This is a genomic window from Chitinimonas sp., assembly GCF_036568685.1.
Lineage (GTDB): Bacteria > Pseudomonadota > Gammaproteobacteria > Burkholderiales > Chitinimonadaceae > Chitinimonas.
The window spans coordinates 1-14,185 of record NZ_DATCSC010000071.1 but is presented as its reverse complement, the minus strand read 5'-3'; the positions used below and the strand labels follow the sequence as shown (position 1 = coordinate 14,185).

14 protein-coding genes and 1 pseudogene are annotated in these 14,185 nt (G+C 61.2%); 9 read left to right on the top strand and 6 right to left on the bottom strand.

Features of this window, described 5'->3' with window-relative positions; genetic code table 11:
- Positions 1-61 precede the first annotated feature (61 nt).
- From radC to VIM95_RS10730, 8 genes are all read left to right on the top strand, one after another.
- Positions 62-751: a RadC family protein gene (gene radC, locus VIM95_RS10765; protein ID WP_331985475.1), complete on the top strand. Its 690-nt coding sequence runs from the start codon at positions 62-64 to the stop codon at positions 749-751.
- 86 nt (positions 752-837) lie between these two features.
- Positions 838-1,875, top strand: coding sequence for a hypothetical protein (locus tag VIM95_RS10760; RefSeq protein ID WP_331985473.1), 1,038 nt, complete (start codon positions 838-840; stop codon positions 1,873-1,875).
- 219 nt (positions 1,876-2,094) lie between these two features.
- Complete coding sequence (locus VIM95_RS10755) at positions 2,095-3,333, top strand: branched-chain amino acid ABC transporter substrate-binding protein (RefSeq protein WP_331985471.1); 1,239 nt, start codon at positions 2,095-2,097, stop codon at positions 3,331-3,333.
- Positions 3,334-3,524: 191 nt separating this feature from the next.
- Positions 3,525-4,454 carry a branched-chain amino acid ABC transporter permease gene (locus VIM95_RS10750; RefSeq protein ID WP_331985469.1) on the top strand — a complete coding sequence of 310 codons (930 nt, stop codon included), beginning with the start codon at positions 3,525-3,527 and terminating at the stop codon, positions 4,452-4,454.
- A 16-nt stretch (positions 4,455-4,470) separates the two neighbouring features.
- Positions 4,471-5,613, top strand: a complete 1,143-nt coding sequence (locus VIM95_RS10745) for an ABC transporter permease subunit (RefSeq protein WP_331985467.1) — start codon at positions 4,471-4,473, stop codon at positions 5,611-5,613.
- Complete coding sequence (locus VIM95_RS10740) at positions 5,606-6,376, top strand: ABC transporter ATP-binding protein (RefSeq protein WP_331985465.1); 771 nt, start codon at positions 5,606-5,608, stop codon at positions 6,374-6,376. The genes VIM95_RS10745 and VIM95_RS10740 overlap by 8 nt, the downstream gene beginning before the upstream one ends.
- 16 nt (positions 6,377-6,392) lie before the next feature.
- Positions 6,393-7,115, top strand: coding sequence for an ABC transporter ATP-binding protein (locus tag VIM95_RS10735; protein ID WP_331985463.1), 723 nt, complete (start codon positions 6,393-6,395; stop codon positions 7,113-7,115).
- A gap of 21 nt (positions 7,116-7,136) precedes the next feature.
- The gene (locus tag VIM95_RS10730) at positions 7,137-7,904 is read left to right on the top strand and encodes a competence/damage-inducible protein A (RefSeq protein WP_331985461.1); all 768 of its coding nucleotides are present in this window, start codon (positions 7,137-7,139) and stop codon (positions 7,902-7,904) included.
- Here VIM95_RS10730 and nudC read toward each other — a convergent pair whose 3' ends face one another.
- Positions 7,905-8,723 carry an NAD(+) diphosphatase gene (nudC, locus tag VIM95_RS10725; RefSeq protein ID WP_331985459.1) on the bottom strand — a complete coding sequence of 273 codons (819 nt, stop codon included), beginning with the start codon at positions 8,721-8,723 and terminating at the stop codon, positions 7,905-7,907.
- Positions 8,724-8,822: 99 nt separating this feature from the next.
- Here nudC and VIM95_RS10720 point away from each other — a divergent pair, with 99 nt between their 5' ends.
- On the top strand, positions 8,823-10,466 hold the full coding sequence (locus tag VIM95_RS10720) for a methyl-accepting chemotaxis protein (RefSeq protein ID WP_331985457.1): 1,644 nt from the start codon (positions 8,823-8,825) through the stop codon (positions 10,464-10,466).
- A gap of 17 nt (positions 10,467-10,483) precedes the next feature.
- Here VIM95_RS10720 and VIM95_RS10715 read toward each other — a convergent pair whose 3' ends face one another.
- The 5 genes and pseudogenes from VIM95_RS10715 to VIM95_RS10695 all read right to left on the bottom strand — a co-directional run.
- Positions 10,484-10,786, bottom strand: coding sequence for a PilZ domain-containing protein (locus VIM95_RS10715; RefSeq protein ID WP_331985455.1), 303 nt, complete (start codon positions 10,784-10,786; stop codon positions 10,484-10,486).
- A 247-nt stretch (positions 10,787-11,033) separates the two neighbouring features.
- Positions 11,034-11,921 carry a succinate--CoA ligase subunit alpha gene (gene sucD / locus VIM95_RS10710; RefSeq protein ID WP_331985453.1) on the bottom strand — a complete coding sequence of 296 codons (888 nt, stop codon included), beginning with the start codon at positions 11,919-11,921 and terminating at the stop codon, positions 11,034-11,036.
- Positions 11,922-11,948: 27 nt separating this feature from the next.
- Entirely contained in the window at positions 11,949-13,121 is a 1,173-nt protein-coding gene (gene sucC / locus VIM95_RS10705) for an ADP-forming succinate--CoA ligase subunit beta (RefSeq protein ID WP_331985451.1), read from the bottom strand.
- Positions 13,122-13,148: 27 nt separating this feature from the next.
- Positions 13,149-14,015, bottom strand: a complete 867-nt coding sequence (locus tag VIM95_RS10700) for a hypothetical protein (RefSeq protein WP_331985449.1) — start codon at positions 14,013-14,015, stop codon at positions 13,149-13,151.
- Positions 14,016-14,031: 16 nt separating this feature from the next.
- Positions 14,032-14,185 (bottom strand): annotated as a pseudogene (locus tag VIM95_RS10695) (dihydrolipoyl dehydrogenase); the annotation flags it as partial.

The following is a 14,185-nucleotide window of genomic DNA, read 5'->3' as shown; positions in this document are numbered from 1 at the left end:
TTTGCAAATGAGTCTGCGCACCCCGAAAGTGTAAAGCATCGCCCTACTCCACCCTAATCCGATGCCCATCACCGACTGGCCCGCCGACGAGAGACCCCGCGAGAAGCTGCTATTGCAAGGGGCCACCGCGCTATCGGACGCCGAGTTGCTGGCGATCTTTCTGCGTACCGGCTTACCGGGTAAGAGCGCGGTCGACCTTGCACGCGAGCTACTTGCTCACTTCGGCTCGCTAAATGGTCTCTTTCAAGCCAACCAAAGCACGCTGACCAGCGTGAACGGAATGGGTGAGGCCAAATATGCGCAGCTGCAGGCCATCCTGGAGATGAGCCGACGGGCACTCAAAGAGGAATTGCGGTTGCCGCAGGCATTTAGCAAGCCCCAGTTGGTCAAGGATTACCTGCAGCTCTGGCTGGGTGGAGAAACCCGCGAATGCTTTGCCGCCCTGTTCCTCGACAGTCAGCACGGCTTGATCGCCTCTGAGGTGCTGTTCCACGGCACCCTGGACCAGGCGGCGGTGCACCCACGCGAGATTGCCAAGCGGGCGCTGGAGCTCAATGCAGCTGCCATCATCGTGGCCCATAACCACCCCTCCGGCCACCCCGAACCCAGCCAGGCCGACGTTGCCTTGACCGAGCAACTGCGCCGAAGTCTTGCGCTGCTGGATATCCGCCTGCTCGATCATTTCATCGCCACCCGCCGCGGCACGGTCTCGCTGGCCGAGCGCGGAGACTTTCTGACGAACGGCAGTTAAGCCCCGCCCGAACCACCATCAAGTTCTACCGGCCCGCGCCGATATGCGGGGTACAAAAGGCCGTGACAGGCGGCCGGGAGAACATAATGAGAATCCAGCACTCGCAGGTCCAGCTTGCTGGCCAGCATGCGCTTGCGCGTGAGTACAGCGTGCAGGAGGAACAAACCGTCATTGCCCGACCAGGCAGCCCACAGGAGATCGGGGAGCAAGTCACCTTGTCGGCTCAGGCCATGGCGGCACAACAGGCCGACAGCCCACCTTACGACCTTCGGCGTCAGCTTGAGGATGACCCGATGTGGCGAGTGATCAAGCAGATGATCAAGCAGCTCACGGGTCGGGACGTGGACGTCGACGACATCATCCCGCCCGGCGCTGCCTCCTGGACCCGTGGCAAATCAGCAACAGTTGCAAAGTCGCAACAAGCCAATACTGCCGCTGCTCAGCCTCGTACCCAGGTCGAAACCCACTACCGTCGCCGCGAGGAATACAGCGAAATCGAGAAAACCCAATTCGCCGGGGCTGGCAAGATCACCACCAGTGACGGCCAGGTGATCGACTTCAAGGCTGAACTCAACCTGCACCGTGAATATCACGAGGTCAGCGAGACCCGCATCGATACCGGTGCGCCCAGCCAGCGTCGCGATCCGCTGGTGGTCAATTTCGATACCGATTCCGCCTCACTGGGCAACGACAAGATCAGCTTTGATCTCGACGGCGACGGCACCAAGGAAAATATCTCCTTCCTTGCCCCCGGCAGTGGCTTTCTGGCCCTGGACCGCAATGGCGATGGCAAGATCAACGACGGCACTGAGCTCTTTGGCACCCAGAGTGGCGACGGCTTTGCTGACCTCGCGCAGTTCGACGACGACGGCAATGGTTGGATAGACGAGAACGATGCCGTCTGGGCCAAGCTCAAGATATGGACTCGGGACGCCAGTGGCGGCTTCCGGCAGGTCGACCTGAAATCACGCGGTATCGGTGCAATCTATCTTGGTAGTGGCGAGACAACTTTCTCGCTGACTGACCAGCACAACCGCGAGCACGGCCTGATCCGCCGCTCTGGTGTATATCTAAAAGAAGACGGCAAAGCCGGGACCGTCCAGCAACTGGATCTGACGGTCTAGCGTGACCCAATAGCCAGGGGGCCTCCCCTACCCTGGGCAGCACCGTTGCAAGCCTTGTTGCAAGCGGTATTCGCGGTTTTGCCACAAGGCCTCTCCTGCGTTGACAAGCTTAAAAACTCGGGCGCAATATTCCGCACGCATTTTGGCTCGTAGTTGGGCCGCACCGTAGCGTGTGGCTTTTCCATCGGAATACCGCGTTTGTCAAAAAGGGGAACATTCATGACCTTGGCTCGTTACAGCCTGATCGCCTCCGCCGTGCTGGCGCTCGCCGCCTGCGGCGACAAGAAGGAAACTCCGGCGCCTGAAGCAGCGGCCCCGGCGGCTGCACCGGCAGCCGCAACCGAAACCGTGGTGAAGATCGGCCACGCAGCTCCGCTGACTGGCAACATCGCCCACCTGGGCAAGGACAACGAAAACGGCGTTCGTCTGGCCATTGACGAACTGAACTCCGAAGGCGTCGAACTCGACGGCAAGAAGGTCAAGTTCGAGATGATCTCGGAAGACGACCAAGCCGACCCGAAGACCGCCACCACCGTAGCCCAGCGCTTCGTGGATGCCAAGGTTGCCGGCGTGATCGGTCACCTGAACTCGGGCACCACCATCCCGGCCTCCAAGCTGTACTCCGATGCCGGCATCCCGCAGATTTCCCCGTCGGCTACCGCCGTCACCTACACCGCCCAGGGCTTCAAGACCGCCTTCCGCGTGATCGCCAACGATGCCTCGCAAGGTAGCGCGCTGGGTGTATTCGCCGCCGACAACCTGAAGGCCAAGAAGGTCGCCATCATCGACGACCGTACCGCCTACGGCCAAGGCCTGGCAGACGAGTTCGAGAAGGCCGCCAAGGCCAAGGGCGTAGCCGTGGTGGGCCGTGAATTCACGACCAACCAGGCTACCGACTTCATGGCCATCCTGACCACGATCAAGGGCAAGAAGCCTGACGTGATCTTCTACGGTGGCATGGACGCTCAGGCAGGCCCGCTGACCCAGCAGCTGAAGAAGCTGGGCATCGCCGCCAAGGTGATCGGTGGCGACGGCTTCCAGACCGGTGAGTACATCAAGCTGGCTGGCGACAACGCCGAAGGCCAGTATGCCTCGCAGCCTGGCATGCCCAAGGACAAGATGCCTGGCTACGCCGACTTCGAGAAGAAGTACAAGGCCAAGTTCAACGCCGACATCCAGATCTACGCACCGTTCACCTATGATGCCACCCGCGTCATGGTTGCCGCGATGAAGAAGGCCAACTCGGCTGATCCGGCAAAGTATCTGCCTGAACTGGCCAAGATCGAGTACACCGGCGTGACCGGCCCGATCAAGTTCGACGAGAAGGGTGACATCGTCGGCGGTTCGGTGACCGTGTACCAGATCAAGGGCGGCAAGTGGGAAACCGCTGCCACCATCGGCGGTGGCGCTGCCCCGGCAGCGGCACCGGCCGAGGAAAAGAAGGACGAGAAGAAGTAACAGCAGTATGAGAAAAGGCGGCGTTGAAAAACGCCGCCTTTTCACTTCCGGTTTTCCCTAATAACAACGCCATTCATCACACGGTCACAATCTGACCACGCACCGAATAATATAAAACGGAATGCGCTTAGGGGGTCGGGCACCTGCAAGGTGACGATCAGTTTGCCCGCACGCTTCTCAAGGAGTAAGGCGTGGATATTTTCATTCAGCAAATCATCAACGGTCTGGTCGTCGGCAGCATCTACGCGCTGATCGCACTGGGCTACACCATGGTCTACGGCATTCTGCAGCTCATCAACTTCGCTCACGGCGAAGTGGTCATGATGGGTGCCATGATCACCATCTCCGCGATAGGCGCGCTCACCAACGCAGGCGTCCATCTGCCAGGACCGCTGATGGTGATAGCCGGCATGCTGATCGCCATGCCATTGACCATGCTGCTGGGCTTTACCATCGAACGTGTTGCCTATCGGCCGCTGCGCAAGGCGCCACGGCTGGCACCGCTGATCACCGCTATCGGTATCTCCATCGTGCTACAACAGGTTGCGGTGCTGATCTGGAAAAACAACCCCCGCTCCTTCCCCGATTTGCTGCCACATGAGCCGCACAATCTGTTTGGCGCCATCATCACCGACCTGCAGATCGTGATCATTGTGCTGGCAGTGCTGGTCATGGCCGGCCTCTTGATCATGGTCGAGAAGACCAAGCTGGGTCGCGCCATGCGCGCCGTGTCCATGAACCAGGCAGTCGCCGGCCTGATGGGCGTCAATATCAACTACGTCATCTCCATGACTTTTGTGATCGGTTCTGGTCTTGGCGCCGTCGCCGGGGTCATGGTGGGGGCCAACTACGGCCTCGCCTACCCAACCATGGGCTTCATGATCGGCCTCAAGGCCTTTACTGCCGCCGTGCTCGGCGGCATTGGCAACCTGGGTGGCGCCGTGGCCGGCGGTATCCTGCTCGGCATCATCGAGAGCGTAGGCGCCGGCTATCTGGGTCCCATCACCGGCGGCATCCTCGGCAGCCACTACCAGGACATCTTCGCCTTCATGGTGCTGATCCTGGTTCTGGTCTTCCGCCCCAGCGGCCTGCTGGGCGAACGCGTGGCTGAACGCGCCTGATCCCGGGAGAGTCCTGATGCAAACCCTCAAACAATCGAAAACCGCGGCCTACGCCGGCATGGCGATCTTCGCCATCGTGCTGGCCATGCTGCCCTTCATCATTGGTGCCGGGCTCGGCAATACCTGGGTCCGCAACCTGGACCTCGCCATGCTCTACATCATGCTGGCGCTGGGTCTCAATATCGTGGTGGGCTATGCGGGCCTCTTGGACCTTGGCTACATCGCCTTCTACGCCGTGGGTGCCTATACCTACGCGTTGCTCAACTCACCGCACCTGGTACCGCTCCTGAGCGGTACCAGTTTCGAGTGGGTGCTGCATATGCCGCTGCTGGTCGTACTGCCGCTCGCCGCCCTGCTGGCCGGGGTATTCGGCGTACTGCTGGGCTCCCCCACCCTCAAGCTGCGCGGCGACTATCTGGCCATCGTGACCTTGGGCTTTGGCGAGATCGTGCGGCTGTTCATGAACAACCTGGACCGTCCGATCAATATCACCAATGGCCCGCAGGGCGTGAACCTGATCGAGCCGGTCAAGTTGTTCGGCCACAAGTTCTCACAGTCGATCACGCTGTTCGGAGTCGAGTTCCGCAATGTGCACCTCTACTACTACCTGTTCCTGGCCCTGGCGCTCCTGATCATCCTGGTGTCCATCCGCCTGCAGAGCTCGCGCATCGGTCGCGCCTGGGTAGCCATCCGCGAGGATGAGATCGCAGCACAGGCCATGGGCATCAACACTCGTAACGTTAAGCTCTTGGCCTTTGCCATGGGCGCCAGCTTCGGCGGCGTGTCCGGTGCCATGTTTGCCAGTTTCCAGGGCTTTGTCTCGCCCGAGAGCTTTGTGCTGATGGAGAGCATCGTGGTACTAGCCATGGTGGTGCTTGGCGGTATGGGCCATATCCCCGGCGTGATCCTTGGCGCAGTCTTGCTGTTCATCACCCCGGAAGTACTGCGCGACGTGGTCAACCCGCTGCAGGACAAGCTGATCGGCGAGCGGGTGGTGAACCCGGAAAACCTGCGCATGCTGCTGTTCGGCATTGCCCTGATCTTTGTCATGCTGGTGCGCCCGGAGGGCCTATGGCCGTCCAAGCGCCGCAAGGCCGAATTCCACGAAGCCGACGAAGCTGCGGCCGAAGGCGCTGCAAAGGAGACCGCTCATGGCTGAGCTGCTGCTGGAGATTGCCGGCATCCATAAACGCTTCGGCGGCCTGCATGCCCTGAGCGACGTGGCCTTGTCGATCAACAAGGGTGAGATCTACGGTCTGATCGGCCCCAACGGTGCCGGCAAGACCACCCTCTTCAACGTGTTGACCGGCCTTTACCAGCCGGATGAAGGACGTTTCACCTTCAAGGGCATCGACCTCTTCCGCAAGAAGCCCAATGTGGTGGTGGAGAGTGGCATCGCCCGGACCTTCCAGAATATCCGCCTGTTCCACAATATGACGGCGCTGGAGAACGTGATGGTGGGCCGCCACGTGCGTACCCGTGCAAGCGTCTTGGGTGCGGTGTTCCGCGACCCCAAGACCCGTGCCGAGGAAGCCGCCATCAAGGCACGTGCACTGGAGCTCCTGGACTACGTCGGCATCCGCAAGCATGCCGAGGAACATGCCAAGAACCTCTCCTACGGCGACCAGCGCCGGCTGGAGATTGCCCGCGCGCTGGCGACCGATCCGCAGCTGCTGGCGCTGGATGAACCGGCTGCCGGCATGAACGGCAAGGAAACCGACGACCTGAAGCGGCTGATGGAAAAGATCCGCGCCGATGGCATCACCATCCTGCTGATCGAGCACGATGTGAAGCTGATGATGGGCCTGTGTGACCGGATCGCCGTGCTCGACTACGGCAAGAAGATCGCCGAAGGCGTGCCTGAGGCAGTCAAGAACGACCCGCGCGTGATCGAGGCCTACCTCGGCGCCTCGCCAGAGTAAGGGAAGCAATCGAGCTATGGGCAACGACAAGAAACTTCTGGAAGTCAAAGGACTGCAGGTCGCCTACGGCGGCATCAAGGCGGTCAAGGGCATCGACCTGGAGATCAAGCAGGGCGAACTGGTGGCCTTGATCGGCGCCAACGGTGCCGGCAAGACCACTACACTCAAGACCCTGGTTGGCATGGTCAAGCCTTCCGCTGGCAGCATCCATTTCGATGGCGACGATACCGCCCGTATCCCCGTCTACCACTATGTCTCCCGCGGTTTGGCCATGGTGCCGGAAGGCCGCGGGATCTTCCCCCGCCTGACAGTGGAAGAGAACCTCTTGATGGGTGCCTACTACCGCAACGACAAGGCGGAGATCCAGAACGATCTGGCGCGGGTCTATACCTTGTTCCCACGCCTCAAGGAGCGCTACAAGCAGCTGGCAGGCACCTTGTCCGGTGGTGAGCAGCAGATGGTGGCCATGGGCCGTGCCATCCTCTCCCGCCCTCGCCTGCTGCTACTGGACGAGCCTTCTATGGGCCTCGCCCCCATCATCGTGCAGAAGATCTTCGAGATCATCCGCCAGATCGCCAGCGAGGGCGTAACCATGCTGCTGGTGGAGCAGAACGCCAAGCTGGCGCTCAAGACCGCCAACCGTGGCTATGTGATGGAAAGTGGCTTGATCACCTACGCCGATACCGCCGAGGCACTGCTGGCCAACGAGAAGGTCCAGCACGCCTATCTTGGCGATTAGGTTGGGCTCGGACGCGCGACGATGACGGCAGACGCCGCAACGGTACCCGCTTTCGGTGTCGTCATCGTCGGCGACGAGATCCTCTCTGGCCGGCGTAGCGACAAACACCTGGCCTTTATCAGTCAATTGCTGGCCGAGCGCGGCCTGCCGCTGCGTTGGGCACGCTATGTCGGCGACGATGCCGCCGCCCAGGCCCAGCTCTACCGCGAGACCATGGCCTCAGGCTGCGAGGTGTTCAGTTTTGGTGGCATCGGAGCCACTCCGGACGACCATAGCCGGCAGGCGGCTGCTACGGCAGCTGGGCTTGCACTGGTGCAACACCCGGCAGCCACCGCCTTGATCGAACAGCGCTTTGGTGAAGCCGCCTACCCTAACCGGATACGGATGGCCCAGTTGCCGGACGGCTGCAGCCTGATCCCCAACCCGGTCAACCAGATCGCCGGCTTTACGCTGGGCCGCCATCATTTTCTGCCTGGATTCCCCGATATGGCCTGGCCCATGGCGCGCTGGGTGCTGGATCAACACTATGCCGGCAAGGGCGTGGCGCAGACCCGGCAGAGCCTGTTGGTACCCGGTGCAAAGGAAGGGGATTTGATCCCGCTGATGGAAACCCTGGTGGCCAGCTACCCCGGCTTGGGCTTTTCCTGCCTGCCCAGCTACGGCAACGCCCGCCATGCCGGACTGCACATCGAATTCTCGCTCAGTGGTGAAGCGGCTGCAGTCCAACAGGCTTGTGCCTGGCTGGAAGCCGAACTCCTGCAACGCGGTTACCGTCCGGAAGCGGCCTGATCAAGCAGGCTGTGCCTGCAGTGCGTCTATCGTGTCGCGGATCAGATGGCCGGCAATGCTGAAGCGCGGCGGGATACCCGGCAGTGCATCAAGCGGGAACCAAGCGGCGTGCTCAATCTCGCCGGGCTGTGGCACGATCTCGCCGGACACCCACTCTGCGGTAAACGCCACCATCAAGCTGTGCGGGAAAGGCCAGCTCTGGCTGCCGTAGTAACGCAGATTGGCGACCCGCACGCCCACCTCCTCCATCACCTCGCGGTGTACGCATTCCTCCAGCGTCTCGCCGGCCTCCACAAAGCCAGCCAGCGCGCTGTACATGCCGGTGGCGAAGTGCGGCGCACGGGCCAGCAGGACTTCCTTGCCGCGATGGATCAAGACCATCATGGCGGGACTGAGACGGGGGTAGACGGTGTGCTTACAGGCCGGGCAGATCCTTGCCCGCTCGGCCAGTTGCAACTCGGTCGGCGCGGCGCAAACACCGCAATAGCGATGGGCGCGGTCCCATTCCACGATCTGCGCGGCGCGGGCTGCCAGCATCATGAGTTGCTCGGGCAACTTCATCATGGCGGCACGCAGGGGGATGGCCTGCCAACCCAGGGGCAGGGCCGCCACGGTCATGGCCCAACAGTCGTGGCCATCGAGCTGGCCCAGGTAGTGACGGGTTTGTATCTGCCCAACCCAGAGGTGGCTGGCTTGACGCTCTAGCGGCGGGACATCGCCCCCCGACTCGGCAACCAGCAATTTGCCGTCGAAGAAAACAAAGTGCCAGCCCTCGGGCGTGGCTTGGGTCGGGGCCTGGATCGCGGGCAGAAAAACCACGGTATGACGCTCCCTGCAAAGGAGGCCGCAGTATACGCCGCGCGCCGGCTTCACTTATAGTGAATCCAGCAAGCCACCTGCTTCTGCCCGGAGACAGAAATGCTCGAGTTCAAGGACTGGTCGCTCAAGACCAAGCTGTTGGCCATGTTTCTGGTTGCCAACCTGGTAACCGGCGGGCTCTATACCGCTTATGCCTACTACCTGAAGTCACAAGCCATCTTCGCCGGTATAGATGGCCGTCTGGTGGCTGCCGCCAATGCAGCCCCCGACCTGATCGGCGACAGCTACGTACAGCGCGGCAGCAGCGCTGGCAGCATCTCTGATACCGAATACACCCGCACTGGTGTACGTCTGACCCAGTTGGCCCGTAAGGTGGGCTTGGCTCGGCTGTACTTCCTCTCCCCTGCCGAGGGTAAGTTCGCCTACCTTGCGGAAGCCTTCAGCGAGGAAGACAAGCAAAAACAGCACTACCACAAACACTTCAGTCCCTACGCGGGCGCCGTGGCTGCCGCCAGCCAGGCGCTGGCGAAAAATGGCGACAGTTATGCCGAATACGCCGATGCGGAGGGGCGTTTTCGTACCGTGCTGATCCCACTCAAGACCGAGAACGGCAAGGTCTTTCTGATCGGTGCCGAGATAGGCATCGACCAGATCAGCAGCGAGCTGCGGCGCACCCTGCTGCAGTCCCTGGGGGTGGGTGCGCTGGGCTTCGCGATTGGGATGGCCATCGCCTACTCCCTGGTTGGCCTGATCGTAAGCCGGGTGCAAGGCATCAACCGGACCATCGATCTGGTGGCACGCGACAAGAACCTGACCATGAGCGTGGATGCGAGCCAGGCCGATGAACTGGGCCGGATAGCCCGTAACCTCAACGAACTGATCGCCAGCTTCCGCGGGGCGCTGGGCGAGGCCAAGCAGGCCGCCGGCAGCAATACCGAACTCTCACAACAATTCATCAGTCAGATCGGCACGATTTCCGCCGCCACGGCAGAGGCGACCACTGGCTTTGGCACCGTGACCCGTGGCGCTGACGAGATCGCCGAAGTGGCCAATCGCTCTGCGGAGCGGGCTGGCGCGCTCAGGCAGGAAATCAGCCATGTTGAGCGGCAGTTGGGCGAGGCCCGCGGCCAGATTGAGGCCATGGCTGGCCAGATCGAGGCTGGTGCGCAGGCCAACCGCGAGTTCACCGAGGCTTTCAAAACGTTGGCGGACAATGTGCGTGAGATCACCAGCATCCTGCAGACCATTGCCGATATTTCCGACCAGACCAATCTCCTGGCGCTCAATGCCGCCATTGAGGCGGCCCGGGCCGGCGAGCAGGGCCGCGGCTTTGCGGTAGTGGCGGATGAGGTACGCAAGCTCGCCGGCCAGACCCAGAACACCCTGGCGCAGAGCAATACGCTGGTGAACCGCATCCTGGCCACCATCGAGTCCACTCATGGCCAGGTCAACGGCCAGGCCCAACAGATCGCCGGACTGGTAACCGCCTCGCACACGGTGGATGCCGCTATAGCCAGCACCGCGGAGCTGATGGGGCAAACCAGTGGCGTAGTCAGGGAAACGGCCGGTGACGCCGAAAGCGTAAGCCAGTCAGTAGCGGCGATCCGCCAGGTACTGGCCGACCTGCATACCACCATGCGTGCCAACAGCGAGCAGGCAGAAACCATGGGCGAGGCGGCGCGGCAGTTGGGCGAGATGGCACGCCAGCTCGATTGCACGCTGGCGGTATTCAGGACCGATTAAATAGCGCGAAAACCGGCTCAGGCCAGGATCTGGACAATCTCCAGGCCGATCTCGTATTGCTGGCCGGATTCAAGCTCATGGCAGCGACGTACCCGTACGCGGGCGGTCATGGGCTGGGGCTTGATGCCACCATTGCGCGGCGGTACCACGGTCACTTCCAGCTCCTCGTCATGCCGGGGAACGAAATTGCTGAGTATGGTGAGGCCCGTGACGGAGAGATCGGTACAGGTGCCGTAGTAGCTGGGCCCAAGATCCAGCGTACGGATACGGGCCGGACATTCGACCGGCACCCGCTTGGCGGTGCGCTTCTCGGCGCTCACGGCCGGCCCTCATGGGCGAGGAAGGTCAGGATGGGAATCGGGTTCATGTTCATTAGCATAATCTGAACTAGCAGAACCGCACCAGCCATTCCGCCTGCCAGCGATCATGCCAGCCTGGATTATGGCGGAAGGAGCGAGGGAGCAAGGCGCCCAGCGCACCGGCCCCAAGGCTTTATGGTAGGACACCCAGGCGCTAAAACAACAACGCCACCCGAAGGTGGCGTTGTGTTCAGTACCGGACGATCAATTACTTGATCATGCCCTTGCTCTTCAGCAGGTCGTACATGGTCTTGCCGATTTCGGCCGGGCTGCGGGTGTAGGCGATGCCTGCACGCTCGAAGGCGGCGAACTTCTCTTCGGCCGTGCCCTTGCCGCCGGAGATGATGGCGCCGGCGTGGCCCATACGCTTGCCCTTGGGGGCGGTCACACCAGCGATGTAACCCACCACCGGCTTGGTCACGTAGGACTTGGCGAACTCGGCAGCTTCCTCTTCGGCCGAACCACCGATTTCACCGATCATGATGATGGCGTCGGTATCCGGATCGTCCTGGAACAGCTTGAGCGAGTCGATGTGGCTGGTGCCAGGGATCGGGTCGCCACCAATACCGATACAGGTGGATTGACCCAGGCCCAGGGCGGTGGTTTGTGCCACGGCTTCGTAGGTCAGGGTGCCGGAACGCGACACGATGCCGATGCGGCCGGGGTTGTGGATGTGCCAGGGCATGATGCCGATCTTGCACTCGCCCGGGGTGATGACGCCGGGACAGTTCGGGCCGATCAGGCGGATGCCGGCTTCGTCCACGGCACGCTTGACGTACAGCATGTCGATGGTGGGCACACCTTCGGTGATACAGACAACCAGCTTCACGCCAGCGTCGATGGCTTCCAGGATGGAATCCTTGGCGAAAGGAGCCGGCACGTAGATCACCGAGGCATCAGCCTGGGTCTCACGCACGGCGTCGCGCATGGTGTTGAAGACCGGCAGGCCGAGGTGCTCGCTGCCGCCTTTGCCGGGGGTCACGCCACCGACAACCTTGGTGCCGACCTTCAGCGCCTGCTCGGCGTGGAAGGTACCATTCTTGCCGGTGAAGCCCTGCACCAGCACCTTGGTGTTCTTGTTGACTAGAACGCTCATTGTTTAACTCCTGATTCAGTGCGGTGATTAGGCGAGCGCTGCAACAGCGGCAACGATCTTCTCGGCAGCGTCGTTCAGGCCTTGGGCCGAGGTCAGCTTGAGGCCGGATTCATCCAGAATCTTGGCGCCCAGTTCCGCATTGTTACCTTCCAGACGTACGACGACCGGCACGGTAACGTTCACTTCCTTCACGGCGGCGATGATGGCCTCAGCGATCATGTCGCAACGGACGATGCCGCCGAAGATGTTGATCAGCACGCCCTTGACCGATTCGTCGGCCAGGATCAGCTTGAAGGCTTCGATCACACGCTCCTTGGTAGCGCCACCGCCCACGTCCAGGAAGTTGGCAGGCTGACCGCCCTTGAGCTTGATGATGTCCATGGTGGCCATGGCCAGACCGGCGCCGTTCACCATGCAACCGATGTTGCCTTCCAGGGCCACGTAGTTCAGGTCGAACTCGGAAGCCTTGAGCTCACGCTCGTTCTCTTGCGACTTGTCGCGCAGGGCCACGATGGCCGGCAGGCGGAAGGCGGCGTTGCTGTCGATGCCGATCTTGGCATCCACGCAGGCCAGGGTGCCGTCGCCACGGATGGCCAGCGGGTTGATTTCGAACAGGGCGAAGTCGTTTTCGACGAAGGCCTTGTAAGCACCCATCATCAGGCTGGTGAACTGCTTGATCTGCTTGTCGTCCAGACCCAGCGCGAAGCCAGCTTCGCGCGCTTGGTAGGGTTGCAGGCCGACCAGCGGATCAACCACGGTCTTGATGATCTTTTCCGGGGTGTTGTGGGCGACTTCTTCAATCTCCACGCCACCTTCGGTGGAAGTCATGAAGACGATGCTGCGGGTGGAGCGGTCCACCACGGCGCCCAGATACAGCTCGCGCTGAACCGGGTACATGTCTTCGCAAACCAGCAGCGAACCAACCGGTTGACCCTTGGCGTCGGTCTGGTAGGTCACCAGGCGCTTGCCCAGCAGCGACTTGGCAACGTCAGCGGCTTCTTCAGCGCTCTTGACGACCTTCACACCACCGGCCTTGCCGCGGCCGCCTGCGTGGACCTGTGCCTTCACCACGGCGAACTTGCCGCCCATGGAGCGGAAAGCGTTGGCGGTCTCTTCCGGCGTAGTGGCCAGGATGCCCTTCTGAACCGGCAGGCCGTACTTGGCCAGCAGTTCTTTCGCTTGATATTCGTGGAGGTTCATATTTCGCTCTCTCTAAACTTAGAAAGGTTATGGGAATTCAACTTGACCGACCGATGCTTTCTCAAGAGTGGCACTACAACGGACTGTGCCCTTCCCTTCGGCCAAGGAGACTGATTCGCACCTACCCTTGATACTTCCTTTCCCGGAAGCATAAAGCTCATAGGCATCGCTACCCAGATAGGGGATGGCAGCCTTCTCGGTAGCGCCAGCGCTTACGTGGACCATCTGTGCGGTACGCTGGCAAAACTCTACGTTAACACCCGAATTCTGCAGCATTTTGCACTGACTGACAGGTGCGCTCAGATCAGCGAGATCCAGCTGTACCTGTTTGACGATCTGATAAGTGGCTCCTCGAAACCCCATATAGGAGGGATTATCGGGAACAACCTGATACTTCCGGGACCAGACTAGCTTGTCATCCTTGACCCGTATGATCTGTGCCTTCAGCTCCGAGGAGGCCGAGCTTTCAACGTGCCCGGTATTCCTATCGACGATGCGGGGTCGACCATCAGGAATCAGTATCACCCGATAGGCCGGCAGACCCGACTTTTCCAAATCGGCAAAGGAGTACTCCGGACCATAGGCCTGGTAGTCGATGCTGACAAGGTTGCTCGCGCCAGTCTGCTCACGCATGCCGGGGAGAAACTCATTGTAGAAGTCGCACACCATGCCTCTAGCCCGGTCGTAGTCGACCTTGTTCCCGAGCAATACCATCTCGGCCACGCTCTTCTTCGGGTCACAATTGCTCGAAGCTAGGTAGACCGAGAAATCACGCAGTACGTCCTGCCGCTCAAAGCTATCGGCTACCTCTGCACGTCGCTGAGCGATGGCTGAAGCCAGACTTGCACAGCCAGAAAGCGCCAACAACGCCAGCAATATCAAGGACCTAAACATGACTCTCGGCCTAACCTCAGGAGTGAATCGTACGGCCATCACAGGCCAGCGCGGCCTCGTGCATCGCTTCGCTCAGCGAAGGATGGGCATGGACGATACGCGCGATGTCTTCCGACGATGCGCTGAATTCCATCGCCACCACAGCTTCCGAGATCAGTTCCGAGGCGTAC